At 65.9% G+C, this 24,913-nt stretch carries 21 protein-coding genes; 19 read left to right on the top strand and 2 right to left on the bottom strand.

All coding sequences use genetic code 11. From position 1 onward, the window contains the following. Positions 1-23: 23 nt before the first annotated feature. The 13 genes from L0977_RS05000 to L0977_RS04940 all read left to right on the top strand — a co-directional run bounded on the left by L0977_RS05000 (position 24) and on the right by L0977_RS04940 (position 14,652). Entirely contained in the window at positions 24-818 is a 795-nt protein-coding gene (locus L0977_RS05000) for an ABC transporter ATP-binding protein (RefSeq protein ID WP_234263892.1), read from the top strand. A gap of 13 nt (positions 819-831) precedes the next feature. Beyond that, the gene (locus L0977_RS04995) at positions 832-1,527 is read left to right on the top strand and encodes an ABC transporter ATP-binding protein (RefSeq protein WP_234263700.1); all 696 of its coding nucleotides are present in this window, start codon (positions 832-834) and stop codon (positions 1,525-1,527) included. A 212-nt stretch (positions 1,528-1,739) separates the two neighbouring features. Continuing rightward, positions 1,740-3,848, top strand: a complete 2,109-nt coding sequence (locus L0977_RS04990; protein WP_234263699.1) for a 3-hydroxyacyl-CoA dehydrogenase NAD-binding domain-containing protein — start codon at positions 1,740-1,742, stop codon at positions 3,846-3,848. Between the two features lie 33 nt (positions 3,849-3,881). Beyond that, positions 3,882-5,057 (top strand): acetyl-CoA C-acyltransferase, encoded by a 1,176-nt coding sequence (locus L0977_RS04985; protein ID WP_234263697.1) that lies wholly within the window; start codon positions 3,882-3,884, stop codon positions 5,055-5,057. A gap of 147 nt (positions 5,058-5,204) precedes the next feature. After that, a complete protein-coding gene (locus L0977_RS04980) occupies positions 5,205-7,028 on the top strand; it encodes an acyl-CoA dehydrogenase (protein WP_234263695.1) in 1,824 nt (607 codons plus the stop codon). 22 nt (positions 7,029-7,050) lie between these two features. Further along, positions 7,051-7,842, top strand: coding sequence for an SDR family oxidoreductase (locus L0977_RS04975; RefSeq protein ID WP_234263694.1), 792 nt, complete (start codon positions 7,051-7,053; stop codon positions 7,840-7,842). A gap of 154 nt (positions 7,843-7,996) precedes the next feature. Continuing rightward, on the top strand, positions 7,997-8,425 hold the full coding sequence (locus L0977_RS04970) for a PaaI family thioesterase (RefSeq protein ID WP_234263692.1): 429 nt from the start codon (positions 7,997-7,999) through the stop codon (positions 8,423-8,425). A 43-nt stretch (positions 8,426-8,468) separates the two neighbouring features. Continuing rightward, the gene (locus L0977_RS04965; RefSeq protein WP_234263691.1) at positions 8,469-9,485 is read left to right on the top strand and encodes an NADP-dependent oxidoreductase; all 1,017 of its coding nucleotides are present in this window, start codon (positions 8,469-8,471) and stop codon (positions 9,483-9,485) included. Positions 9,486-9,520: 35 nt separating this feature from the next. Next, entirely contained in the window at positions 9,521-10,468 is a 948-nt protein-coding gene (locus tag L0977_RS04960; protein ID WP_234263690.1) for a glutathione S-transferase family protein, read from the top strand. Then, positions 10,465-10,956, top strand: coding sequence for a GNAT family N-acetyltransferase (locus L0977_RS04955; protein WP_234263689.1), 492 nt, complete (start codon positions 10,465-10,467; stop codon positions 10,954-10,956). The genes L0977_RS04960 and L0977_RS04955 overlap by 4 nt, the downstream gene beginning before the upstream one ends. Before the next feature lie 33 nt (positions 10,957-10,989). Continuing rightward, complete coding sequence (locus L0977_RS04950; protein ID WP_234263688.1) at positions 10,990-11,895, top strand: SDR family oxidoreductase; 906 nt, start codon at positions 10,990-10,992, stop codon at positions 11,893-11,895. 127 nt (positions 11,896-12,022) lie between these two features. Next, positions 12,023-13,213 (top strand): multidrug effflux MFS transporter, encoded by a 1,191-nt coding sequence (locus L0977_RS04945; RefSeq protein ID WP_234263687.1) that lies wholly within the window; start codon positions 12,023-12,025, stop codon positions 13,211-13,213. Further along, the gene (locus L0977_RS04940; RefSeq protein ID WP_234263686.1) at positions 13,210-14,652 is read left to right on the top strand and encodes an MFS transporter; all 1,443 of its coding nucleotides are present in this window, start codon (positions 13,210-13,212) and stop codon (positions 14,650-14,652) included. The genes L0977_RS04945 and L0977_RS04940 overlap by 4 nt, the downstream gene beginning before the upstream one ends. Here the strand turns inward: L0977_RS04940 and L0977_RS04935 are convergent. Next, positions 14,620-15,717, bottom strand: coding sequence for a DUF72 domain-containing protein (locus L0977_RS04935; protein ID WP_234263685.1), 1,098 nt, complete (start codon positions 15,715-15,717; stop codon positions 14,620-14,622). The genes L0977_RS04940 and L0977_RS04935 overlap by 33 nt on opposite strands. A 129-nt stretch (positions 15,718-15,846) precedes the next feature. On the opposite strand from L0977_RS04935, the gene L0977_RS04930 reads away from it, so the two are divergent. Then, positions 15,847-16,416 (top strand): methylated-DNA--[protein]-cysteine S-methyltransferase, encoded by a 570-nt coding sequence (locus L0977_RS04930; protein WP_234263683.1) that lies wholly within the window; start codon positions 15,847-15,849, stop codon positions 16,414-16,416. On the opposite strand, the gene L0977_RS04925 is transcribed toward L0977_RS04930, so the two are convergent. Then, positions 16,380-17,972, bottom strand: coding sequence for a Fic family protein (locus tag L0977_RS04925; RefSeq protein WP_234263681.1), 1,593 nt, complete (start codon positions 17,970-17,972; stop codon positions 16,380-16,382). The genes L0977_RS04930 and L0977_RS04925 overlap by 37 nt on opposite strands. Positions 17,973-18,475: 503 nt before the next feature. On the opposite strand from L0977_RS04925, the gene L0977_RS04920 reads away from it, so the two are divergent. The 5 genes from L0977_RS04920 to L0977_RS04900 all read left to right on the top strand — a co-directional run bounded on the left by L0977_RS04920 (position 18,476) and on the right by L0977_RS04900 (position 24,891). Further along, positions 18,476-18,976, top strand: a complete 501-nt coding sequence (locus L0977_RS04920) for an RIP homotypic interaction motif-containing protein (RefSeq protein WP_234263680.1) — start codon at positions 18,476-18,478, stop codon at positions 18,974-18,976. A gap of 93 nt (positions 18,977-19,069) precedes the next feature. Continuing rightward, positions 19,070-20,845, top strand: a complete 1,776-nt coding sequence (locus L0977_RS04915; protein WP_234263679.1) for an ATP-dependent nuclease — start codon at positions 19,070-19,072, stop codon at positions 20,843-20,845. 113 nt (positions 20,846-20,958) lie between these two features. Further along, positions 20,959-21,336, top strand: coding sequence for a DUF1016 N-terminal domain-containing protein (locus L0977_RS04910; protein ID WP_234263678.1), 378 nt, complete (start codon positions 20,959-20,961; stop codon positions 21,334-21,336). 29 nt (positions 21,337-21,365) lie between these two features. Continuing rightward, positions 21,366-22,436, top strand: a complete 1,071-nt coding sequence (locus tag L0977_RS04905) for a virulence RhuM family protein (protein ID WP_234263677.1) — start codon at positions 21,366-21,368, stop codon at positions 22,434-22,436. An 82-nt stretch (positions 22,437-22,518) separates the two neighbouring features. Then, positions 22,519-24,891 (top strand): Tex family protein, encoded by a 2,373-nt coding sequence (locus L0977_RS04900; protein ID WP_234263676.1) that lies wholly within the window; start codon positions 22,519-22,521, stop codon positions 24,889-24,891. The last annotated feature ends 22 nt before the right edge of the window (positions 24,892-24,913 follow it).

The raw sequence follows: 24,913 nt of genomic DNA, 5'->3' as shown, positions 1-24,913 counted from the left end.
AGAGCCAGCGGTTTGAACAGGCGATGAGCCACGTCCACGCGGGCGGGTTCGCGCTGGAATTGCGCGACCTGCGCAAGAGCTTCGGCAAGACCGAGATCATCCGCGGCGCCCATCTGGCGGTGCGCTCCGGCGAGCGCGTGGCCATCATCGGTCCCAACGGCGCTGGCAAGTCCACGCTGTTCAACCTGATCTCGGGCCGCTTCGCCCCCACCAGCGGCGACGTGCTGCTCAACGGTGCGCGCATCAACGGCAAGAAGCCTTTCGAGATCAACCGCCTGGGCCTTTCGCGCAGCTTCCAGATCACCAACATCTTCCCCAAGCTGAGCGTGTTCGAAAACCTGCGCTGCGGCGTGCTCTGGAGCCTGGGCTACCGCTACACGCTGTTCCGCTTCCTGGCCGGCATGGACGATGCCAACCAGCGGGCCGAAGAGCTGATGCAGATGATCCGCCTCGACAAGAAGCGCGACACCCTGGCGATGAACCTCACCTACGCCGAGCAGCGCGCGCTGGAGATCGGCATCACCATCGCTGGCGGAGCCAACGTGATCCTGCTCGACGAGCCCACGGCGGGCATGAGCAAGAGCGAGACCAGCCGCTTCATCGAGCTGATCCGCGAGGTCACGGTGGGCAAGACGCTGCTGACCGTGGAGCACGACATGGGCGTGGTGTTCGGCCTGGCCGACAAGATCGCGGTGGTGGTCTACGGCGAGGTGATCGCGTTCGACACGCCGGAAGCCGTGCGCGCCAATCCCAAGGTCCAGGAGGCCTACCTGGGTTCGGTGCTGGCCGACCAGCAGGCGGCCGAAGCCGGCCATTGAAGGAGGAATGGGGATGCTGAAAATCGAAAACCTCCATGCCTACTACGGCAAGAGCCACGTGCTGCATGGCGTGAGCTTCGACGTGGGCTCCGGCGAGATCGTGGCCCTGCTGGGACGCAACGGCTCGGGCCGATCGACCACGGCCAAGGCCATCATGGGGCTGGTGGATTGCGAAGGCACCATCGACTGGAAGGGCAAGGCCATCGCCGGGCGCAAGCCGTTCGAAGTGGCGCACCTGGGCATCGGCTACGTACCGGAAAACCGCGACATCTTTCCCAAGCTCACGGTGCACCAGAACCTGCTGCTGGGGCAGAAGGGCAGCGGCAAAGACTCGCGCTGGAACTTTGACGACATGTACGCCATGTTCCCGCGCCTGAAGGAGCGGCAGCACACCGAAGCGGGCGTGCTCTCGGGCGGCGAGCAGCAGATGCTGACCCTGTGCCGAACCCTGATGGGGGACCCGGACCTGATCATCATCGACGAGCCGACCGAAGGGCTGGCGCCGAAGATCGTGGAACTGGTGGGCGAATACCTGCAGAAGCTCAAGGCGCGCGGCATTTCGGTGCTGCTGATCGAGCAGAAGCTGACCATCGCCATGGCCATTTCCGACCGTGCGCTGGTCATGGGCCACGGCAGCATCGTCTTCCAGGGCACGCCCGACAGCCTGCGCGCCGATCCTTACACGCGCAAGGAGTGGCTGGAGGTCTAGATGGCCCCCATGCGCCACCCCTGCGAGGGTCGCTGCCTCCCGAGGGGGCTGATCCGGCCTTGGGGTGGCCCGGCGCCGATCGTCTTTCTTCGCGTGTTGCCAGCGCCGGTTGACTCCCTCGCGACAATCGGCCCTTGCCGCGCCGCACAATCTTTCTAAAATCGCACGACCGTTCTTTTTTGAACCGTTTTCGCTTCACCCGAGGAGATTCCATGACCGCTGAGTACCAGGTCCACGGCGATGTGGCCGTCATCACGCTGAACAACCCGCCGGTCAACGGTCTGGGGCTGTCCACCCGCCAGGCCATCGTCGATGGGCTGGAGAAGGCCGAGAACGATCCGGCCGTCAAAGCCGTCGTGCTCACCGGCGCCGGCAAGGCCTTTTCGGGCGGCGCCGACATCCGCGAATTCGGCACCCCCAAGGCCATCCAGGAGCCCAACCTCCTGTCGGTGATCACCCGGGTGGAAAACACCACCAAACCCGTCGTCGCGGCCGTGCACAGCGTGGCCATGGGTGGTGGGCTGGAACTGGCGCTGGGCGCGCACTACCGCATTGCCGCGCCGGGCACCAACGTGGCCCTGCCGGAAGTCAAGCTGGGCCTGATCCCTGGCGCCGGCGGCACGCAGCGCCTGCCGCGCGTGCTGGGCGTGGAAGCCGCGCTGAACATGATCGTCAGCGGTGAGCCGGTCAAGAGCGAGATGCTGGCCCAGTTGCCCGGCCAGAAGCTGTTCGACAAGCTGGCCGCTTCGGCCGAAACCCTGGCCGAGGAAGCCCTGGCCCTGGCCCGTGAAATGTCGGCCAAGCACGCCGACGGCTCCGCCTTCCCGCTGGTGCGCAACCTGCCCTGCAAGCACAAGGACGGCGACGCCTACTTCCAGTTCGCGCGCAACATGGTCAAGGGCATGAGCAAGAACTTCCCGGCGCCCGCCAAGTGCGTGGACGCCGTCGAAGCCGCGACCAAGAAGAAGTTTGCCGAAGGCATGGCTTTCGAGCGCGAGATCTTCATCAACCTGATGTGGACCGCCGAGTGCCGCGCGCTGCGCCACCTGTTCACCGCCGAGCGCGCCGCGAGCAAGATTCCCGACGTGCCCGAAGACACGCCGCAGCGCAAGATCGAGAAGGTTGCCGTCATCGGCGCCGGCACCATGGGTGGCGGCATCGCCATGAACTTCCTCAACGCCGGCATCCCCGTGATCATGCTGGAGATGAAGCAGGAAGCGCTGGACCGTGGCACCGGCGTGATGCGCAAGAACTACGAGGCGCAGGTCAAGAAGGGCAAGCTCAAGCAGGACAAATACGAGCAGCGCATGGCGCTGCTGAGCACCACGCTGAGCTACGACGACCTCAAGGACGCCGACCTCGTGATCGAGGCGGTGTTCGAGGAACTGGGCGTCAAAGAAGCGGTGTTCAAGGAGCTCGACCGCGTGATGAAGCCCGGTGCCATCCTGGCGTCCAACACCTCGACGCTCGACGTCAACAAGATCGCCCACTTCACGAAGCGTCCGCAGGACGTGGTCGGCCTGCATTTCTTCAGCCCGGCCAACGTGATGAAGCTGCTGGAAGTGGTGCGCGGTGACGCGACCGCCAAGGACGTGATGGCCACGGTGATGACGGTGGCCAAGAAGATCAAGAAGGTGGCCGTGGTGTCGGGCGTGTGCGACGGCTTCATCGGCAACCGCATGATCGAACAGTACGGCCGCCAGGGCGGTTTCCTGCTCGACGAAGGCTGCACCCCGGCCCAGGTGGACAAGGCGATCGAGAAGTTCGGTTTCGCCATGGGCCCGTTCCGCATGGGCGACCTGGCTGGCAACGACATCGGCTGGGCGATCCGCAAGCGCCGCTACCAGGAAAAGCCTGACATGAAGTACAGCAAGACCGCCGACCTGCTGTGCGAACTCGGCCGCTTCGGCCAGAAGGTGGGCAAGGGCTGGTACGACTACGTGCCGGGCAAGCGCGACGCCATCCCGAACGCCGAGGTCGAGCAGATGATTGTCGAGCACCGCAAGGCGCAGGGCATCACGCCGCGCAAGATCTCCGACGAAGAGATCGTGCAGCGCCTGGTGTTCTCGCTGGTGAACGAAGCCGCACACATCCTGGAAGAGGGCATCGCCAACAAGGCCAGCGACATCGACGTGGTCTACATCTTCGGCTACGGCTTCCCGGTGCACCGTGGCGGCCCGCTGAACTACGCCAACGAGGTGGGCCTGTTCAACGTGGTCCAGGCCATGAAGCGCTTTGCCAAGAACCCGCTGGACGACGCCAAGTTCTGGGAGCCCGCGCCGCTGCTCGCCAGGCTCGCCGCCGAAGGCGCCACGTTCTGATGACCGCACGAACCCCGATTTGAGGACACCACCATGACCAACGCCGTCATCGTTTCCACCGCCCGCACGCCCCTGACCAAAAGCTGGAAGGGCGCCTTCAACATGACCCATGGCGCCACGCTCGGTGGCCACGCGGTGCAGCACGCCGTGCAGCGCGCCGGCATTGAAGCCGCCGAAGTCGAAGACGTGATCATGGGCTGCGCCACGCCCGAAGGCGCGACCGGCGCCAACATCGCGCGCCAGATCGCCCTCAAGGCCGGCCTGCCCATCACCGTCTCGGGCATGACCGTCAACCGCTTCTGCTCATCGGGCCTGCAGACCATCGCCCTGGCCGCCCAGCGCATCATCGCGGGCGAAGGTTCGGTCTATGTGGCCGGCGGTGTGGAAAGCATTTCCTGCGTGCAGCAGGAAATGAACCAGCACATGCTCAAGGACCTCGCGCTGGAGAAGCAGAAGCCCGAGATCTACTGGAACATGCTGCAGACCGCCGAACAGGTGGCCAAGCGCTACAACATCGGCCGTGACGCAATGGACGAGTACGGCGCCGCCAGCCAGCAGAAGGCCACGGCCGCGCTGGAAGCCGGCCTGTTCAAGGCCGAGATCGCGCCCATCACCGTGACCGCCGGCGTGGCCGACAAGGTTATGGGTCTGATGACCAAACAGGTCACGGTCGAGAACGACGAGGGCATCCGCGCCGGCACCACCAAGGAAGGCATTTCCGGCCTGCGTTCGGCCCTGCCGGGCGGCCTGATCACGGCCGGCAATGCCAGCCAGTTTTCGGACGGCGCCGGCGCCTGCGTGCTGATGGACGAAACCCTGGCCCAGAAGAAAGGCCTGCAGCCGCTGGGTCGCTTCCTGGGCTTCGCCGTCGCCGGTTGCGAGCCGGACGAAATGGGCATTGGCCCGGTGTTCGCCATCCCCAAGGTGCTCTCGCGCCTGGGTCTGAAGATCGGCGACATCGACCTGTGGGAGCTCAACGAAGCCTTCGCCGTGCAGGTGATCTACTGCCGCGACAAGCTGGGCATCCCGGCCGACCGCCTCAATGTCAACGGCGGCGCCATCGCCGTGGGCCACCCCTACGGCGTGTCGGGCCAGCGCCTGACCGGCCACGCCCTGATCGAAGGCAAGCGCCGCGGCGCCAAGCGCGTGTGCGTGACCATGTGCATCGGCGGCGGCATGGGCGCGGCCGGGGTTTTCGAGGTGTTGTAAGCATATCGGGCATCCCGCTCGCGTTGCTGTTGCCTATCTTCCCGTCACTCCCGCGAACGCGGGAGTCCAGTGGCTCAACGTCAGCTGTGCCTGGATGCCCGCGTTCGCGGGCATGACGGGTTTGTTACCCGACTAGGATGGACCGTCATGAGCCTGCGCCCCACCCTCGACTTCCTGCTTTACGACTGGCTGGGCGCCGAACGCCTGAACCAGCGCGAGCGTTTTGCCGACCACAACCGCGAAACCTTCGACGCGGTGCTCGACACCTGCGAGCGCATCGCGCGCGAAAAATTCGCGCCTTTCAACCGCCTGGTGGACACGCAGGAGCCGCAGTTCGACGGCGAAAAGGTCATCCTGCCGCAGGCGACCCACGACGCGCGCCTGGCCTATGCCGAATCGGGCATGCTGAGCGCCGCACAGGATGACGACATCGGCGGCATGCAACTGCCGTTCCTGGTCGAGTCTGCGGCCAACACCTTCTTTGCCAAAGCCTCGATCAGCATCGGCTCCAACCTGCTGACCACGGGCAATGCCAACCTGCTGATGGCGCACGGTACCGAGTTGCAGAAGCAGGTGTTCGCGCTCAATGAGTTCAACGGCCGCTTCACCGGCACCATGTGCCTGTCGGAGCCGCAGGCCGGCTCCAGCCTGAGCGACGTGGTCACGCGCGCCGTGCCCGATGGCGACGGCCATGAAACCGATCCGCTCGGGCCGCGCTACCGCCTCACCGGCAACAAGATGTGGATCTCCTCGGGCGACCACGAACTGGCCGAGAACATCGTGCACCTGGTGCTGGCCAAGATCCCGGGCGCCGACGGCAAGCCGGTGCCGGGTGTCAAGGGCATTTCGCTGTTCATCGTGCCCAAGCACCTAGTGGACACCGACGGTCGGCTCACCGGCGAGCGCAACGACGTGGCCCTGGCCGGTCTGAACCACAAGCTGGGCTGGCGCGGCACCACCAACACGCTGCTGAACTTCGGCGAAGGCAAGTACCCGGTGCGCGGCGGCGCGGGCGCCATCGGTTACCTCGTGGGCAAGCCCGGCGAGGGCCTGCGCTGCATGTTCCACATGATGAACGAGGCCCGCATTGCTATCGGCATGGCGGCCACCATGCTCGGTTATGCGGGTTACGAGGCCAGCCTCGACTACGCGAGGAACCGGCCACAGGGCCGGCCCATGGGTGCGGCCGGCAAAGACCCGGCCCAGCCGCAGGTGCGCATCATCGAACACGCCGACGTCAAGCGCATGCTGCTGGCCCAGAAGAGCTACAGCGAAGGCGCGCTGGCGCTCGCGCTGTACGGCGCACGGCTGATCGACGAGCAGCACACCGGCACGACTGAGGCGGCCGACGAGGCACGCCTGCTGCTGGAGGTGCTCACGCCCATCATCAAGAGCTGGCCCAGCGAGTTCTGCCTGGAAGCCAATTCGCTGGCGATCCAGATCCACGGCGGCTACGGCTATACGCGCGACTTTGCGGTCGAGCAGTACTGGCGCGACAACCGGTTGAACATGATCCACGAAGGCACGCACGGCATCCAGGCCATGGACCTGCTGGGGCGCAAAGTGCTGATGGAAAACGGCCGTGGCCTGCAACTGCTGGCGGCCCGCATCAACGCCACCATCGAGCGCGCCATCCAGGTGCCCGATCTGGCGGCCCACGCCAACGCGCTGGGCCAGGCTTTGCAGGCCGTGGGCGCGGCCACCAAAGCCGCCTGGGCGACGGCCAACCCGACCGAGGCGCTGGCCAACGCCGTGCCCTACATGCAGGCCTTCGGCCACACGGTGCTGGCCTGGGTCTGGCTCGACGTGGCCCTGGTCGCGCACGCGGCGGTGGCGTCGCCTGCGCGTCAGGGCCGGCTGGCGGCCGCGCGCTATTTCTTTCACTATGAGCTGCCGCGCATCGGGGCCTGGCTCCAGGTCGTGCGCGAACGCGATCTGACCTGCGCCGAGCTGCCCGACGACGCTTTCTGACGAATCCAAGGAGACACCTGACATGACCCGCACCATCCAGCAACTTTTCGACCTCAAGGGCAAGACCGCCCTCGTGACCGGCGGCTCGCGCGGCCTGGGCCTGCAGATGGCCCACGCGCTGGGTGAAGCCGGCGCCCGCGTCGTGATCAGCTCGCGCAAGGCCGCCGACCTCGAAGCCGCCACCGCCGAGTTGCAGGCCGCCGGCATCGACGCCCGCTGGATCGCCGCCGACTGCCAGGACGAAACCCAGATCAGGCACCTGGCCGACGAGACCCTGCAGCGCGTGGGCGACGTGGACATCCTGGTCAACAACGCAGGCGCCGCCTGGGGCGCGCCGGCCGAAGACCACCCTGTCGACGCCTGGGACAAGGTGATGGACCTGAACGTGCGCAGCTACTTCATCCTGAGCCAGCTCATCGCCAAGGGCAGCATGATCCCGCGCCGCACGGGCAGCATCATCAACACCGCGTCCATCGCGGGCCTGGGTGGCAACCCCAAGGGCATGAAGACCATCGCCTACAACACGTCCAAGGGCGCGGTGATCAATTTCACGCGCGCGCTGGCGGCCGAGTGGGGTGCCCACGGCATCCGCGTGAACGCGATCTGCCCGGGCTTCTTCCCCAGCAAGATGACGGTCGGCACGCTCAAGGCCATGGGCGAGGACAAGCTGGCGGCCAGCGCTCCGCTGGGCCGCCTGGGCGACGACGAAGACCTCAAGGGCATCACCCTGCTGTACGCGGCCGACGCCGGCAAGCACATCACCGGCCAGTGGCTGGCGGTGGACGGTGGGGTGAGCATCATCACCGGGGGGTGATCGAGGGCTCCCCCCTGCGCCGCCGGAGGCGGCTTCCCCCCTCTGTGGCGCGGCTGCGCCGCTTCGAAGGGGGACGGCATCTCGGGCAGGCAAAGCCGGACCCTTGATACCCTGCGACGAAGACATTGCGCGCCATCGGTTGTATCGTCCACCCATGAAATTTGAAGTCCGTATTCCGTTTGTCGAACTCCTGGGTTTTGAGCTGCTGAAGTTCGGGGAGGGTGAGGCGGAGATCCGCTTCCGGCCCTCTGACGACCACCTCAATTCCTTCAGCGTGGTCCATGGGGGCGCCAGCATGACCCTGCTCGACGTGGTGATGGCGCACGCGGCGCGGTCTGTGGAGGCTTCCATGGGCTGCGTCACGATCGAGATGAAGACCAGCTTCACCCGCGCGGCCCAGGGCGAGCTGATCGCCAAGGGTGCGCTGCTGCACCGCACGGCCACCATGGCCTTCACCGAAGGCCGGGTGCTCGACGCCCAGGGCCGGCTGTGCGCCCATGCCACCGGCACCTTCAAGTACGTGCCGCGCCTGCCTGTGGGGGGCAAGGCCACCCAGCCCCTGAACACCATCCAGACCGATTGATCCTGCTGCCTGTCGGCAGCTTTCACACACCGGAGACAAGACCATGCCCACCAACCGCCAGATCCTGCTCGACAACCGCCCCCAGGGCGAAGCCACCACCGCCAACTTCAAGCTCGTCAGCGTGGACACCCCCGCGCTGCAGCCTCAGCAGGTGCTGGTGCGCCACCACTACCTGAGTCTCGACCCCTACATGCGCGGCCGCATGAACGACAGCAAAAGCTACGCCGCGTCGCAGCCGCTGGGCGAGGTGATGATCGGCGGCACCGTGGGCGAAGTGGTCGAATCGCAGCACCCCAGGTACCAGCCCGGCGACAAGGTCGTCGGCATGGGCGGCTGGCAGGAATACAGCGTGGTCGACGCCTCGCAACCCGGCGCGCTGCGCAAGGTCGACACCGCCCAGGTGCCGCTGTCGTACTACCTGGGCGCGGTCGGCATGCCCGGCGTGACCGCCTGGTACGGGCTGGTGAAGATCATTGCGCCCAAGGCCGGTGACACCGTGGTGGTGAGCGCGGCCACAGGGGCCGTGGGCAGCGCCTTCGGCGCGCTGGCCAAGGCGCGCGGCTGCCACGTGGTGGGCATTGCCGGTGGCGCCGAGAAGTGCCAGTACGCGGTGCAGGAGCTGGGCTTCGACGCCTGCGTCGACTACCGCCCGCACAAGGACATGTACTCGCTGGCCAAAGCGCTCAAGGAAGTGGCGCCCAAGGGCATCGACGGCTATTTTGAAAACGTCGGCGGTATGGTCATGGACGCAGTGATGCTGCGCATGAACGCCTTCGGCCGCATCGCCCTGTGCGGCATGATCGCTGGCTACGATGGCCAGCCGCTGCCGATGGCCAACCCGGCGTTGATGCTGATCAACCGCCTCAAGGTGGAAGGCTTCATCGTCAGCGAACACATGGAGGTCTGGCCCGAGGCGCTGGCCGAACTGGCCGGTCTGGTGGCGCAGGGCAAGCTGCGTCCGCGCGAAACCATTTCGCAAGGCATCGAGTCCGCGCCCGAAGCTTTCCTGGGCCTGCTCAAGGGCAAGAATTTCGGCAAGCAACTGGTCAAGCTGGTCTGAACGGCCAGCCGCGTTGTGCCCCTGACGGAGGTTCCATGTCCGAGCTGATCCTGCACCACTACCCCATGTCGCCGTTCGCCGAGAAGGCGCGGCTGATGCTGGGCTTCAAGGGCCTGGCCTGGCACAGCGTGTTCATTCCCAGCGTCATGCCCAAGCCCGACGTGGTCGCGCTCACCGGGGGCTACCGGCGCACGCCGCTGCTGCAGATCGGGGCCGACATCTGGTGCGATACCGCGCTCATCGCCACCGTGCTGGAGCACCGCCAGCCCGCGCCGGCGCTGTACCCGGCGGCGCTCAAAGGGCTGGCGCGCGTGGTGGCCGAATGGGCCGACAGCGACCTGTTCTGGGCCGCCATGGGCCACAACCTGAGCCCGAAGGGCGCGGCCGCACTGTTCGGCAGCCAGCCGCCCGCCGTGGGCCAGGCCTTTGCCGCCGACCGCGGCGCCATGAGCGCGGGCATGACCCGGCTGCGCCCGGGCGACGCCGTCTCGGCCTACCGCAGCTATCTGCGCCGCCTGGCGCACATGCTGCACGACCAGCCTTTCCTGCTCGGCGACGCGCCCTGCATCGCCGACTTCGCCGTCTACCACCCGCTGTGGTTCACCCGCGTGGTGAACCCGGCGGTGGCGGGCATCCTCGACGCCACGCCCGGCGTGCTGGCCTGGATGGACCGCATGGCCGCACTGGGCCACGGCCAGCCCGCCAAGATGAGCGCGGCCGACGCCATCGCCGTGGCCGCCGCGGCCGAACCCGCGCCGCTGCCCGACGAGGCCTTCCAGGACGACCACGGCATTCCCCTGGGCAGCCTGGTCACGGTGTCGGCGCAGAGCTTCGGCCAGGAACCGACCGAAGGCATCCTGCGCGCGGCCACCCGCACCCACTACACGCTGGAGCGCACCGACGAGCGCGCCGGGCGCGTGCACGTGCACTTCCCGCGCATCGGCTACGTGCTGCGCGCGGTGCGCCCGGAAGGCCGCGCTTGAGCGGACGCACCGTGCTGGCGCCGGCAGACGGCATCGTCTGGCGCTGCCTGCCGTTTTCCGCGCTGGCCGCCGACACGCTTTACCGCCTGCTGCGCCTGCGCTCCGAGGTCTTCGTGGTGGAACAGCAATGCGTGTTCCTCGACATGGACGACCTCGACGCCCACTGCCTGCACCTGCTGGGGGAGTCGGTGGACGGCAGCGGCCGGGTGCAACTGCAAGCGTCCGTGCGGCTGGTGCCTGCGGGGCGGGCGTTTGCCGAGGCCAGCATCGGCCGGGTGGTGACGGCCCCGGTGGCGCGCGGCGGTGGCCTCGGGCACCGGCTCATGGCCGAAGCGGTGCGCCAGCTCGAAGCCCTCTGGGGGCCGCAGCCCATCCGCATCGGCGCGCAGGCGCATCTGGAAGCGTTCTACCAGCGGCACGGCTTCGTGTCCGATGACAAGCCCTATGTCGAAGACGGCATCCCGCATCTGGAGATGTTGCGCCGCTGACCCCTCATCACCCAGGCAACAAGGAGACTTTTCATGATCACGGATTTCCAGGGCAAGACCGCCGTTCTCACCGGCGCCGGCTCGGGCTTCGGCCTCGAATGCGCGCGCATCGGTGCCGGGCTGGGCATGAACCTCGTGCTGGTCGACGTCCAGCAGGACGCGCTCGACAAGGCCCAGGCCGAGCTGGAGGCCACGGGGGCCGCCGTGCTGGCGCGCAAGGTCGACGTGGCCGACGCCGCGCAGATGGAGGCCCTGGCGCAAGCGGTGAAAGCGCGCTTTGGCGCCCCGCATTTCGTCTTCAACAACGCGGGCGTGGGCTCGGGTGGCCTGATCTGGGAAAACTCCGTGCGCGACTGGGAATGGGTGCTGGGCGTGAACGTCTGGGGCGTGATCCACGGCGTGCGCCTGTTCACGCCGATGATGCTCGAAGCCGCGGCGGCCGATCCGGCGTACCAGGGCCACATCGTCAACACCGCCAGCATGGCCGGCCTGCTGACCCCGCCCAACATGGGCGTCTACAACGTCAGCAAGCACGCGGTGGTGAGCCTGAGCGAAACCCTGTACCAGGACCTGCGCCTGGTGACCGACCAGATCGGCGCCAGCGTGCTGTGCCCGTACTTCGTGGCCACCGGCATCAGCCAGAGCCACCGCAACAAACCCGGCGATCTGGCCGGCGAAAAGCCCACACCCAGCCAACTCATCGGCCAGGCCATGACCGAAAAGGCGACCTCAGCCGGCAAGGTGACGGCGGCGGAGGTGGCGCAGCGCGTGTTCCAGGCGCTGCGCGACGACCAGTTCTACATCTACAGCCATCCCAAGGCGCTGGGCAACGCGCAGTCGCGCTTTGACGCCATCGTGGCGGGCACCAACCCGCCCGACCCGTTTGCCGAGCGGCCGGAGGTGGGCGTCGGCCTGCGCCAGGCGCTGCGCGCCGGCTAACACCGCGCCCCGGTTTCTGCCGGTCGCGACCTGAACGCACCCCGGTTGCGCGGGGTTGCCCGGCAGGGCCGTGTCGCGGTGCGCGCGAGCCGCGACAATACGTGGGATGCTTTCCCGTTATCTGAAAATGGCCCTCGTACTGGGCCTGCTCTCCGCCATCGGCCCGTTCGCCATCGACATGTACCTGCCCGCGCTGCCCGACATCGGCCGCAGCCTGGGTGCCGAGGTGGGCGCCGTGCAGCTCACGCTGACCGCCTTCTTCCTTTCCATCGGCCTGGGCCAGTTGCTCTACGGCCCGGTGTCCGACCGTTTCGGGCGCAAGCCGCCGCTGTACTTCGGGCTCGGTCTGTTCACGCTGGCCAGCATCGGCTGCGCGCTGGCCACCGACGTGCACACCCTGGTGGTCCTGCGCTTCCTGCAAGGCCTGGGGGCCGCTGCCGGCATGGCGATTCCGCGCGCCATCGTGCGCGACCTGCACACCGGTGCCGACGCCGCGCGGCTGATGGCGCTGCTCATGCTGGTGTTCAGCGTCTCGCCCATCCTGGCGCCGCTGGCCGGCAGCGCGGTGATCGCGCTCACCGGCTGGCGCGGCGTGTTCTGGGCCGTGGCGGTGGCCGCCGTGGCCGGTTTGCTGCTGGTGCGCGGCGCGCTGAGCGAAACGCGCACGCCGGCCGAGCGTGTCGGCGGCAGCCCGGGCGAGGTGCTGCGCGCCTACGCGCTGCTGCTGCGTGACCGGCACTACATGGGGCTGGTGCTGATCGGCGCGCTCGCCATGTCGGGCTTCTTCGTCTACCTGGCCGGCTCGCCCTTCGTGCTGATCAACCACTACGGCCTGTCGCCCACCGAATACAGCCTGGCCTTCTCGCTCAACGCGCTGGCCTTCATCGGCGCGGCGCAGTTCACCGGCTGGCTGGGGCGGCGCTTCGGCCTGGCGGCGCTGGCGCGCGTGGCGGCCACCGCCTCGGGCGTGGTGATGGCGCTGCTGCTGGCCTACTACCTGGCCGGGGGCGACCGGCTGGCCGTGCTGATGACGCTGTACTTCATCGCCAGCGCCTTCATGGGGCTGGTGATTCCCACGGTGTCGGTGCTGGCGCTGGAAGAGCACGGCGCACTGGCGGGCACGGCGTCGGCCCTCATGGGCACGCTGCAGATGCTGTGCGGCGCGGTCGCCATGGGCGTGGTCGGCCTGTTTGCCAACGGCGAGCCCTTGCCCATGGTGATCGGCATGGCGGTGGGCGCGCTGTCTGGCGTGGCGCTGGCCTGGGGCACCCTGGGCGGGCAGCGGCCGGCACCGGCCGTGCAGCGGGTGCGCGGATGACCGCACTCGAAGGCACCGACGGACTGCCCCCCGCGCAGCGCTGGCGCGCCGTGCTGGTGCTGGTGCTCGGCCTGGTGCTGGCCGTCATCGACACCAGCATCGTCAACATGGCGCTGCCTGCCATCGCGCGCGAGATGCAGGCCCCGGCCTCGCAGGCCATCTGGGTCGTCAACGCCTACCAGATCGCGGTGCTGGTGATGCTGCTGCCGCTGGCCTCGCTGGGCGACCGGCTGGGTTACCGCCGCGTCTACCTCGTCGGCATGGTGCTGTTCGTGCTCGCCTCGCTCGCGGCAGCGCTGGCCACCAGCGTGGTCACGCTGGCGCTGGCGCGCGGTGTGCAGGGGCTGGGTGCCGCCGGGGTGCTGAGCGTGAACACCGCGCTGGTGCGGCTGGCGTACCCGCGCCACCGGCTCGGCCGTGGCATCGCGCTCAATTCCATGGTGGTGGCCGCGTCGACCATGGCCGGCCCGGCGGTGGCGGCGGGCATTCTGTCGGTGGCTTCGTGGCCCTGGCTGTTCGTGATCAACCTGCCGCTGGGCGCCATCACCGTCTGGCTCGGGCGCCGGGCGCTGCCGGCCAACCCGCCGCCGGCCGGCGACCAGGGCCGCATCGCGCCGCTGGACGTGGTGCTCAACGTGCTGATGTTCGCGCTGCTGTTCCTGGCGGTCGAACAGCTCGGTGTGCGCGGCTCGGCACCGGGTGCGCCGCCGCTGCGCGGCTGGGTGCTGCTGGCGGCCGGCGCGCTGGTGGGCGTGGTCTACCTGCGCCGCCAGGCCCGGCAGGCCGCGCCGCTGCTGGCCGTGGACCTGCTGCGCCTGCCGGTGTTCGCGTTGTCCATGCTGTCGTCCATCGGCGCCTTCAGCGCCCAGATGCTGGGCTCGCTGGCGTTGCCCTTCCTGCTGCTGGAAGTGCAGGGCCGTTCGCCCATGGACGCCGGGCTGCTGCTGACCAGCTGGCCCATCGCCACCGTGCTGGTGGCGCCGGTGGCCGGGCGCCTGATCGGGCGCTTTCCGGCCGGCTGGCTGGGCGGCGCCGGCATGGTGATCTTTGCCGCCGGGCTGATGCTCATGGCCGCGCTGCCCGCCGACGCCAGCGGCGCCCAGCTGTTCTGGCGCATGGCGCTGTGCGGCGGCGGCTTTGCGCTGTTTCAGGCGCCCAACAACCACACCATCGTCACCACCGCCCCGCTGCACCGCAGTGGCGCCGCCAGCGGCATGCTGGGCACGGCACGCCAGACCGGGCAGATCCTGGGGGCGGTGTTGCTGGCGGCGATCTTCTCGATCTGGCCGCAGCACGACGGCTTCAGCGAATCGGTCGCGCTCTGGGTGGCTGGCGGGCTGGCGCTGCTGGCAGGGGTCAGCAGCTCGCTGCGCGTGCGCGCTGGTGGCGGGCCCGATGCCGGGGGCTCAGGCGCCGGGCCGCTGCGCCAGGTGGGCTGACACGCCCTCGGCCAGCGCCTGCGCCGACAGCGGCGCGCAGCCCTCGGCCTTGTTGCTGATGGTGATGTAGGCGTTCTGCCCGGCGCCGGTGATGCCGCAGGCCGTGCGCACCAGCAGGGCACGCGTGTCGGCGTCCACGTCGTGGATGCGGTCGTACGGGCTGTATTCGCGCTGCGCGTCTTCGTAGCCGTAGGCGCCGTGCAGCGGGTTCAGGTTCCAGCGGCAGACCATCGGCCCGGGCCAGAGCGCGCGCAGCAGCGGCAACTGCTCGGCCAGGCGCGGCATCTTGGCGTGCAGGCCCAGGCAGTAGGTGGCACCGGTCTCCTTGAGCACGGTCGCCAGTTGCGGCGCCACGGTGGGCGAGAGCCATTCCGGGTCGCGCACCTCCACCGCCACCACGCCGTCGGGCGTGGCGCCGCGCACATCGGGCAGCGCGCGCAGCATCGTGCGCAACCGCTCCAGCAGCAGCGGCAGGCGCTGCAACTGCACAAAGGGCAGGGGGCTGAGCTGGAACACCAGCGCGCCCACCTTGTCGCCCAGGCCGGCCAGCGCCGGGGCGATGAATTCGCTGACGGCCAGTGCCGGGTCCAGAAACGCCGGGTTGGGCTGGCGGCCCTTGCCGTCCTCGCCGCGCACCTGCGCGTCGGTCACCAAGGCTGGCGCCTTGACCACGAAGCGGAAGTCGTCGGGCACCTGGGCCGCATGGCGCTCGAACTGCGCTTCGGTCAGCGGGCGGTAGAAGCTGCGGTCGATGCAGACGCTGCGCAGCAGCGGGTGCTGGCCGTAGGCGGTGAGGCCGTGTTTGGACAGCGTGGCGTCGGTGTAAGGGTGGTCGTCCCACACGATGCCGGCCCAGCCCGGATAGCTCCACGACGAACTGCCCAGCCGCAGCCGTGCGGGCAGGGCGGCCGCCAGCGCCGCCAGCTCGGGGCCGTGTGCGGCGGGCCGCACATCGTCCGCCCGGCGCCGACGCGGCACGGGGCTTTCGCTGGCCGGGGCATCGGGTTTGCCGGGTGGCGTGGGCGGGGGCGGCGGCGCGGCGTCGCCGAACAGGTCGTCTTGCATCGGGCGTTGAGGGCGGTTCGGGCGATGGTAGCGGGCCGGCGACACCCCACAGACGCCCCCATGAACGATGATGCGGGCTCACCCACCTCTACCGACCATCGCCCCACAGCAGACCGGAGCGCCATCTGGATGACCCCCCTGGACCATGACAGCGGCCACACCCTGTTTGACACCACGCTCGGCCCCTGCGGCATCGCCTGGGGGCCGGCGGGCATCACCGCCGTGCAGTTGCCCGAGCTGATGCCCGAGGGCACGCGGGCGCGGCTGCTGCGCAGCCTGCTCCGGCCGGTGCCCGAAGCCGTGCCACCCCCGGCGGTGCAAGCCGCCATCAGCGGCGTGCAGGCCCTGCTGGCCGGCCGTGCCACCGGCGCCACGGCCGACCTGCGCCACCTGGTGCTCGACATGTCGCGCCTGTCCGCCTTCCACCAGCGGGTTTACGAGCGCGCCCGCGCCATCCCGCCCGGCCAGGTGCTGACCTACGGCGAACTGGCGGCCGAGCTGGGCGACAAAGGCCTGGCCCGCGCCATTGGCCAGGCACTGGGCGCCAACCCCTTCGCGCCCGTGGTGCCCTGCCACCGTGTGCTGGCGGCGGGCGGCAAAGCGGGCGGGTTTTCCGCCACGGGCGGCGCTGTGACCAAGTGGCGGATGCTGGAGACGGAGGGCTATCGGCCGGGTGGGGACGCGTCGCTGTTCGATTGAACGCCGTTACCGCTTTCAAACGCTGCGCACACTGCACTGACCAGCCGCTCGTGCACACCATAGTGCGCGCCGCCTTCTTCAAAAATCGCCGGCAGCTCCTGCCGCAGTTTGCCGCTGACCACCCACTGGCTTTGGTGCAGCGAACGGATGATGCGGTCCGCGTCCGCGTCCGGCATTTCCACCCAGCGCTTGATGGCGGCGCGCGCCGCGTCGTGCTGGCGCAGCAGCAGAGCCTCCTGCGCCATCTCGTGCTCCACCGTCTGGCGCAGCAACTCGCTCAGGTAGCGCGTGTGTGCCGTCAAGTCCAGGTAGCGCCAGACGTGCTGCGCGTCGTCGGCCTGCAGGAACTCGAAGTTCGTCTCCACCCCGTCGGCGCACAACCGGTGCTGGCCGAAGCGGTAGCCGTCGGCATAGGCCTGCATGAACGGGCGAGACACCACCTCCAGCACCTGGTCGTACTGCGCCCGATCTTTGGCCGAGCCGGCAATCGTGGCCGACACCGGCACCACGATGTTCGGCGGCACCACCTGGTCCGCCGCCAGCAGGTGGTTCACCAGAAAGCGGTGCACCCGCCCGTTGCCGTCGGCCAGCGGGTGCAGGTAGACAAAGGCGAACGACACCGCCGCCGCCCGCGCCACGCTGTTGGCGCCCCGCGTGCGACGCTCCGTCAGCCGCAACGCATCCAGAATGACAGGCACCAGGTCTTCACCCGGTGCGATGTAGTGCACCAGCTGCGCGCGAAAGCTGCTCTGGCCCACAAACACTGGCGACTGGCGGATGCCCAGCCTCAGCGCCTGCGGCCCCAGCACCGCTTTCTGCAAAGCCAGCAGGTGCTCGGGCGACATCGGGTCGTCCAGCCGGCCGCAGAACTCGCCGATGGCCGCAGCAAAGCGGCGCACCTTGTCGTCCTGGTCGGCCTCGTGCTCCACAGCAAAGCTCGCGCGCGACTCCTTGAACGTCAGCCAGGCCGCGCTGCGCAGCAACAGCTCCGGGCCGTAGGTGTCGTCCAGCCGCTGCACGCCGGCCGCCACGTCGTACAGCCAGCCGCGCTCGGCCTCCGGCTCCAGGTAGACCAGCGGGCAGAACGCTGGCCAGCCGGGCAGGTTGTCGTTGACGCGCCAGCGCCGCACCCGCTCGGGCCGAGGTGCGGAAAGGTACTGCCCGCCGTCGATGGCGTCCACATAGCCCATGTTGGCCGCCGTGTCGGGCACATCCAGCCGCCGCCCGGTAAACCACTCATACAAGAAAGCGGTGCGGCGCGCGTAGCGGCCTGTGGGCTCGTCCCGCACCCATGCCGCCACCTCGGCCGGGTCCAGCGCGGCAAACAGGCGCGAGAAGAACTCGAAGTGCAGCCGCTCGTACTTCAGCCCAAATTCGAAATGCCCCCGGAAGCTGTCCGCCGGCTGGTACTGAGCTGGCCAGGTCAACACCTCATGGCCGTCCACCACCTCGCGCTGGCGCACGGACCCCAGGCGGCTGCGGCTGAACAGCGGCTGCACGGGGCGGATGCCGTGGACTTGGGCCAGGCGTTGGAAACCGAGGAGGGTGTCGGCCATGGTGGCGTTTGGATAGGGGGAGCACCATTTTGATAGAAAACCGGCTTATTTGTGGAAAAACGATAGAACTTCGGTAGAGGGCCAGAGCGATGGCCCAAGCACTCGTTGCACGCCGCCACCTGTTCAAGATGCCAGGGGGCGGTTGTCAACTTGTGACAAGACGTTGCAGAATGGCCGCTCGAACGGACAACAACCAACAACGTTCCAGACCAGAGGGAGGCAATGGTCCATCAACATCCGACACCACCGCGAAGCAGGTCTGAACCATCGAGCTTTCAGGACTTGGCATATAGCGGGGGCAGTACCCGTCGGCCGCTCTTCATGGCATACAAATGGCGTGCATGTGCGCGAATTCCCGGATTAGGGCTTGCAGGTAAAAGGCAAGACCTGACCCCAATGTGCAATGTGTGACCCCAATGTGTGTGCTAGATGGATGTAGTCATTTGGCTTGCTGGATGAATTAAATTTATCCGCCTCATATTAATCAGAAGGAGTATCAATAAATGGATGAAGCTACTATTGCGAAAGTATTGCACAAGATGCTTTCCTCACTGTCTGATAACAAAGCGCTGCTCTGGCCTGATATACAAGTTAGATTTGAGGGTCTCACAGGAGAATCAATTAACGATCATCCTGATATGGTCGAAAAAGTTGTTAATGAACTTGATGACAAGAAAGTCTTGCGGTTTGATGCGGCTCCCAACGGTGTGCCAAGAATGTGGAAAGGAATTAACTTTGACAGTTTGGAGTCCGTGATGAGTCCTCGATCATCTAATAGCCACATAAGCATTGGCTCATTAAACGCCCAAAACGTTCAAGTTGGAAATGAAAACAGCATGAACATCAGTATCACTGCTGAGCAATTCGCAAATGCGCTATCTTCTCTCGCAAGCAAGCCGCCAGAAGAAAGCAAGTCGATTGTTGAAAAAGTAGCTTCTTGCGTGGCAACAGGTGCTACTGTTGCTGAAGCGGTCGCCGCATTTGTGGGATTGATAGGTGGCTAATCCCTTCGGTCAAGTTCGCGTTTCGGGCTAGGACTTCGCTAAAGCGCAGCCCCTAACCCACGTTTAGCATTCATAAGCACAGCAGGAGGAAACATGGCAACAGCAAAAAAGAGCGCAACAACCGAGGTTGTTTCTCTGATTCCAAATAATCCGGCGACTCCACGCCCCCGACTGCACAAGCTAATCGTAAAGAATTTCAGAGGCATCGGTACTAGCCCAGTCGAAGTTGAGCTAGATGACATAGTTGTATTGGTTGGGCCAAATAACGTCGGCAAGAGCAGCATTCTGCGCGCATATGAGGTCGTGATGAAGCAAGGCTCAAACGATGGAAAGCTACAGATAGACGACTTTCCAAATGGTGTCGTTGACGCCAATGCGTGTCCAGAAATCGAATTGCAAACTATTGTCTTTGACAATGCGCCAGGCGATCGCTGGCTCAGCCCAACAACCGCAGGCGAGTGGTTAATCCGAGAGCAATGGCGGTGGAGTAGCCCAAACATTAGTCCACAACGGCGCGGATTTGATGTCCAGAAAGATGACTGGGACGACCAAGTGCCTTGGGGTGCGCCAAACGTCGCCAACAGTAGACGCCCTTTGCCACATCGGATTGAAGCGTTTTCATCGCCAGACGTGCAGGCCAAAGAGATTATTGACCTATTGCTAAGTGTGCTTAAGGACAAGCTGAAAGCATTTCGATCAGATGGCGAAGAACAAGAGAAGTCTGACTACGAACTTCTTTTGGAGAAAATCGTTGATTTCCAGACCAAGGTGGTTGCTTCTGCTAAGGAAGAAACAGAAAAAATCGAAGTTGAAATTTCGACTCTACTTGCAAGAGTTTTCCCAAAACACCGCATCAAGCTAGATGCTAAGCCAGAGTCTGATATTGAAAAGTCCTACACCCCATTTAAGGCCTCCCCAGACCTTTTGATGGGACCGGAAGACGGCTACTTGGCAAAGATTTCTCAACAAGGCAGCGGTGCTCGTCGCACACTGCTTTGGACTACATTGCGATATCTTTCAGAGGCAGTATCGCCGTCCGATTCGAGTGCGCGACCTCACGTACTACTCCTTGATGAGCCAGAAATATGCCTGCACCCCACGGCAATTCGTGAGGCCAGGGAAGTTCTTTACAGCCTTCCCACAGCCAAAAATTGGCAAGTGATGATTACAACTCATTCGCCTATCTTCATCGACTTGTCAAAAGACAATACAACGGTTGTAAGAGTCGAGCGTCAGTTGGACAATCAAGTTCACAGCGTAACGCTTTACCGGCCTACAAAGGCAAAGCTAGACGAAGATGATCGCGCCAACTTAAAGGCACTTAATGCTTGCGACCCATATGTAAATGAGTTTTTTTTCGGCGGCGACGTAGTGGTAGTTGAAGGGGATACTGAATACACCGCCTTTTCAATGCTGAAGGCGCATGCGCCAGAAAAATATCGGAACTTGCATGTAGTCAGAGCTCGCGGGAAAGGCTCGATACTTACAATTCTGAAAATACTTAATCAATTCTCTACCAAGTACGCTGTTCTCCATGACTCGGACACACCACTAGCCAAGAACGGAGCCAGCCCAGCATGGGGCGCCAATGTGTCCATCAGAGCGGCAATTGATGGCGCAGCTCAGGCAAGCCAAATACGACATGTCGTATCAATCACAAACTTTGAAGTGGCACTTTTTGGTAAAGAGGCATCGGCTGAAAAACCGTACAACACGTTAGTGAGGCTCAATAGTACGGAGGAGCTCCGCGCTCGCGCGGAATCATTACTCGATGCGCTACTTGACACAAACGCAGCGGTTCCGGCCCCATTTGTCCGCTGGAGCAATCTGGCGGCACTCCAATTGAGCGTTGAGGCGGCAAATTCCTAATTTTGCGTTCAACGCGGACGCCACTTATTACTTATTAGGATGCAGGGTCAGGTCTTGCGTTTGGCGTGGTAAGGCGGGTTCTGGGTAGTTTGGGTTTGAATGAGAGCATCGTTATGTCGAATACCCCGGTGTCGCTAATGTCGACTCCAGATGGCTACGCCGACTGGCTGTCCGACCTGAAGGGCCGCATCCACTCAGCCCAGCAACGCGCCACGCTGGCGGTGAACCGCGAGCTGGTCTTGCTGTACTGGCAGGTCGGGCGCAACATCCTGGCGCGGCAGGCCGAGCAGGGCTGGGGAGCGAAGATGATCGAGCGGCTGGCGCACGACCTGCGCACGGCCTTCCCGGAGATGGAAGGCTTTTCAGCGCGCAGCGTCAAACGGATGCTGGCGTTTTGTCGGGGGTACGCCAGCCTGGCATTTGTGCAACTGCCTGTTGCACAAATGGGCGCAGAAGAAAAAGTCCAACAGCTTGTTGGACGGTTGCGCTGACGGCACAACGAATTGAGAGACTTTGCCCAATGAGCCCAAGCAAACGACAGCCACCAGCGAAGAAGTCCGAGGTCTCCCTCGTCCGCTCCTCTGCGGCCGAGTACCTGACCTTCGTCGCCGCCAGCGGGCAGGGCGGCGTCGAGGCGATCTATGCCGACGAAAGCATCTGGCTGACGCAGAAGATGATGGGCGTGCTGTACGACGTGAACGTGCGCACGGTGAACGAGCACCTGAAGAAAATCTTTGCCGACAGCGAGCTTCAGGAGGATTCAGTTATCCGGAAATTCCGGATAACTGCCTCTGACGGCAAGAGCTACAACACGCTGCACTACCAGCTGCCCGCCATCATCGCCGTGGGCTACAAGGTCAATTCCGAGCGCGCGGTGCAGTTCCGCAAGTGGGCCACGGGCATCGTCGAGCAGTTCACCATCAAGGCCTATGTGATGGACGACGAGCGGCTGAAGACGGGCGGCTCGGTGCTGACCGATCGGTATTTCGAGGAGCAGTTGCAGCGCATCCGCGAGATTCGTCTCTCGGAGCGCAAGTTCTACCAAAAGATCACCGACATCTACGCCACGGCGCTGGACTACGACGTGACGGCGCAGGCTACCCAGCGGTTCTTCGCCACGGTGCAGAACAAGCTGCACTGGGCGATCCACGGGCAGACGGCGGCCGAGTTGGTGGTCCGCCGGGCCGATGCGGCGCAGCCCCACATGGGGCTGACGACCTGGAAGGATGCGCCGCTGGGCAAGATTCAGAAGTTCGATGTGGTGGTGGCCAAGAACTACCTGACCGAGCCGGAAATGGCGCAGCTCTCGCGGCTGGTCAACGCCTATCTGGACGTGGCCGAGGACATGGCCCAGCGCAAGATTCCCATGACCATGCAGGACTGGGAGACGCGACTGAACCGTTTCATTGAGGCTACGGACCGGGCGGTGTTGCAGGACGCCGGCAAGGTCACCGCCGAGATCGCCAAGGCGCACGCCGAAAGCGAGTTCGAGAAGTACCGCATCGTGCAGGACCGGCTGTTTGAAAGCGACTTCGACCGCATGCTGCGGCATTTGGACGCACCACCGTCGGACACCGACGACAAGCTGTAACCAGCCCCCGGAAGTCCCTCGTTCCCCCTGTGGCAAACTCGCCCGCTTCGTTTGAAACCGGGCCGCTGGAGCCCCTTGGGACATGCAGAAAATCATCGCGCAGATCGCGCAAGAGATCCGGGTTGAGCAGCGGCAGGTGCTGGCCGCGGTGGAGTTGCTGGACGGGGGGGCGACGGTGCCTTTCATCGCCCGCTACCGCAAGGAAGTGACCGGCGGGCTGGACGACACCCAGCTGCGCGAGCTGGAGTACCGCCTGGGTTACCTGCGTGAGCTGGAAGACCGTCGTGGTGCGGTGCTCAAAGCCATCGACGAGCAGGGCAAGCTGACCGACGCGCTGCGGCTCGCGATTGCCAACGCGCCGACCAAGCAGGAGCTGGAAGACATCTACCAGCCCTTCAAGCTCAAGCGCCGCACCAAGGGGCAGATCGCGCGGGAGTTCGGCATCGAGCCGCTGGCCGACAAGCTGTTTGCCGACCCGACGCTGGACCCGCTGGCCGAGGCGGCCGCCTTCACCAAGCCGCCCGAGGTGCTGGACGACGGCAAGCCGGGCGCGGACTTTTCGACGCCGCAGGCGGTGCTGGACGGGGTGCGCGACATCCTTTCCGAGCGCTGGGCCGAAGACCCGGCGCTGGTGCAGGGCCTGCGCGAGTGGCTGTGGACCGAGGGTCTGCTCAAGAGCACGCGCGTGGCGACCAAGGACGAGAACAACCCCGACGTCGCCAAGTTCCGCGACTATTTTGAATACGACGAGCCGATCGGCCGCGTGCCCTCGCACCGCGCGCTGGCGGTGTTCCGCGGTCGGGCGCTGGAGATTCTGGATGTGAAGCTGGTGCAGCCGGTGGAGCCGGAGCCGGGCAAGCCGTCGCTGGCCGAAGGCCGCATTGCGGTGCACCTGGGCTGGAGCCACCAGGCGCGCAAGGCGGACGACCTGATCCGCAAGTGCGTGGCCTGGACCTGGCGCGTGAAGCTGAGCCTGTCCACCGAGCGCGACCTGTTCACCCGCCTGCGCGAGAGCGCCGAGGCGGTGGCGATCAAGGTGTTTGCCGACAACCTGCGCGACTTGCTGCTGGCCGCGCCCGCCGGCCAGAAGGCGGTGATGGGCCTGGACCCGGGCATCCGCACCGGGGTGAAGGTGGCGGTGGTGGACGCGACCGGCAAGCTGGTGGCGACCAACACGGTGTACCCGCACGAGCCGCGCCGCGACTGGGACGGCGCGCTGCACACGCTGGCGCTGCTGTGCCGCCAGCACGGCGTGCAGCTGATCGCGATTGGCAACGGCACCGCCAGCCGCGAGACCGACAAGCTGGCGGGTGACCTGATCAAGATGCTGGCCAAGGCGGGCATCGAAGGCGTGCAGAAGGTGGTGGTGAGCGAGGCGGGCGCATCGGTCTACTCCGCCAGCGAATTTGCCAGCCTGGAAATGCCGGACGTGGACGTGAGCCTGCGCGGCGCGGCGTCGATTGCTCGCCGCCTGCAAGATCCGCTGGCCGAGCTGGTGAAGATCGACCCCAAGAGCATTGGCGTGGGCCAGTACCAGCACGACGTGAACCAGAGCGAGCTGGCCCGCACGCTGGACGCGGTGGTGGAAGACTGCGTGAACGGCGTGGGCGTGGACCTGAACACGGCCAGCGTGCCGCTGCTCACCCGCGTGTCGGGCCTGTCGGGTTCGGTGGCCAAGGCGGTGGTGCGCTGGCGCGAGTCGCACGGCGCGTTCAAGAACCGCCAGCAGTTGCTGGAAGTCAGCGGCCTGGGCGCCAAGACCTTTGAGCTGGCGGCCGGTTTCCTGCGCATCCGCGACGGCGACAACCCGCTGGACATGACCGGCGTGCACCCGGAAACCTACCCGGTGGTCGAGCAGATCATCGCCAAGACCGGCCAGCCGGTGGCCAACCTGATGGGCCGCGCCGACATGCTCAAGACGCTCAAGCCCGAGCTGTTCGCGAACGAGAAGTTCGGTGTCATCACGGTCAAGGACATCCTGGGCGAGCTGGAAAAGCCGGGCCGCGACCCGCGCCCGGACTTCCAGGTGGCGCGCTTCAACGAAGGGGTGGACGACATTGCCGACCTGCGCGAAGGCATGGTTCTGGAGGGAACGGTGTCCAACGTCGCGCAATTTGGCGCCTTCGTCGACCTGGGCGTCCATCAGGACGGGCTGATCCACGTCAGCCAGCTCAGCCACAAGTTCGTCAACGACGCGCGCGAGGTGGTCAAGACCGGCGACATCGTCAAGGTCAAGGTGCTGGAGGTCGACGCGGCGCGCAAGCGCATCAGCCTGACCATGAAGCTGGACGCCGCGCCGGCCCGCAAGGACGGGCCGCGCGACAACCGTTTCGAGCCGGCGCGTGGCGGCCCACGCGGCGGGTATGCCGGAGGGCAGGGCGGCGGCCAGCGCCAGCCGGAAGCGGCCGGCGCCATGGCATCGGCCTTTGCCAAGTTGCAGGGTTTGAAGCGCTGAGTCCCGTGGGGGGCGGGTTGTC

The organism is Hydrogenophaga sp. NFH-34, assembly GCF_021401345.1.
Taxonomy (GTDB): domain Bacteria; phylum Pseudomonadota; class Gammaproteobacteria; order Burkholderiales; family Burkholderiaceae_C; genus Hydrogenophaga; species Hydrogenophaga electricum.
Note: the sequence above shows the minus strand (reverse complement) of the source record. Positions and strands in the feature narration are given on the sequence as shown.

What these genes read in the sequence shown, in the direction of transcription:
- L0977_RS05000 (WP_234263892.1), top strand. Translation starts at nt 24, where the DNA reads ATGAGCCACGTCCACGCGGGCGGGTTCGCGCTGGAATTGCGCGACCTG.
- L0977_RS04995 (WP_234263700.1), top strand. Translation starts at nt 832, where the DNA reads ATGCTGAAAATCGAAAACCTCCATGCCTACTACGGCAAGAGCCACGTG.
- L0977_RS04990 (WP_234263699.1), top strand. Translation starts at nt 1,740, where the DNA reads ATGACCGCTGAGTACCAGGTCCACGGCGATGTGGCCGTCATCACGCTG.
- L0977_RS04985 (WP_234263697.1), top strand. Translation starts at nt 3,882, where the DNA reads ATGACCAACGCCGTCATCGTTTCCACCGCCCGCACGCCCCTGACCAAA.
- L0977_RS04980 (WP_234263695.1), top strand. Translation starts at nt 5,205, where the DNA reads ATGAGCCTGCGCCCCACCCTCGACTTCCTGCTTTACGACTGGCTGGGC.
- L0977_RS04975 (WP_234263694.1), top strand. Translation starts at nt 7,051, where the DNA reads ATGACCCGCACCATCCAGCAACTTTTCGACCTCAAGGGCAAGACCGCC.
- L0977_RS04970 (WP_234263692.1), top strand. Translation starts at nt 7,997, where the DNA reads ATGAAATTTGAAGTCCGTATTCCGTTTGTCGAACTCCTGGGTTTTGAG.
- L0977_RS04965 (WP_234263691.1), top strand. Translation starts at nt 8,469, where the DNA reads ATGCCCACCAACCGCCAGATCCTGCTCGACAACCGCCCCCAGGGCGAA.
- L0977_RS04960 (WP_234263690.1), top strand. Translation starts at nt 9,521, where the DNA reads ATGTCCGAGCTGATCCTGCACCACTACCCCATGTCGCCGTTCGCCGAG.
- L0977_RS04950 (WP_234263688.1), top strand. Translation starts at nt 10,990, where the DNA reads ATGATCACGGATTTCCAGGGCAAGACCGCCGTTCTCACCGGCGCCGGC.
- L0977_RS04945 (WP_234263687.1), top strand. Translation starts at nt 12,023, where the DNA reads ATGGCCCTCGTACTGGGCCTGCTCTCCGCCATCGGCCCGTTCGCCATC.
- L0977_RS04940 (WP_234263686.1), top strand. Translation starts at nt 13,210, where the DNA reads ATGACCGCACTCGAAGGCACCGACGGACTGCCCCCCGCGCAGCGCTGG.
- L0977_RS04935 (WP_234263685.1), bottom strand. Translation starts at nt 15,717, where the DNA reads ATGCAAGACGACCTGTTCGGCGACGCCGCGCCGCCGCCCCCGCCCACG.
- L0977_RS04930 (WP_234263683.1), top strand. Translation starts at nt 15,847, where the DNA reads ATGACCCCCCTGGACCATGACAGCGGCCACACCCTGTTTGACACCACG.
- L0977_RS04925 (WP_234263681.1), bottom strand. Translation starts at nt 17,972, where the DNA reads ATGGCCGACACCCTCCTCGGTTTCCAACGCCTGGCCCAAGTCCACGGC.
- L0977_RS04920 (WP_234263680.1), top strand. Translation starts at nt 18,476, where the DNA reads ATGGATGAAGCTACTATTGCGAAAGTATTGCACAAGATGCTTTCCTCA.
- L0977_RS04915 (WP_234263679.1), top strand. Translation starts at nt 19,070, where the DNA reads ATGGCAACAGCAAAAAAGAGCGCAACAACCGAGGTTGTTTCTCTGATT.
- L0977_RS04910 (WP_234263678.1), top strand. Translation starts at nt 20,959, where the DNA reads ATGTCGAATACCCCGGTGTCGCTAATGTCGACTCCAGATGGCTACGCC.
- L0977_RS04905 (WP_234263677.1), top strand. Translation starts at nt 21,366, where the DNA reads ATGAGCCCAAGCAAACGACAGCCACCAGCGAAGAAGTCCGAGGTCTCC.
- L0977_RS04900 (WP_234263676.1), top strand. Translation starts at nt 22,519, where the DNA reads ATGCAGAAAATCATCGCGCAGATCGCGCAAGAGATCCGGGTTGAGCAG.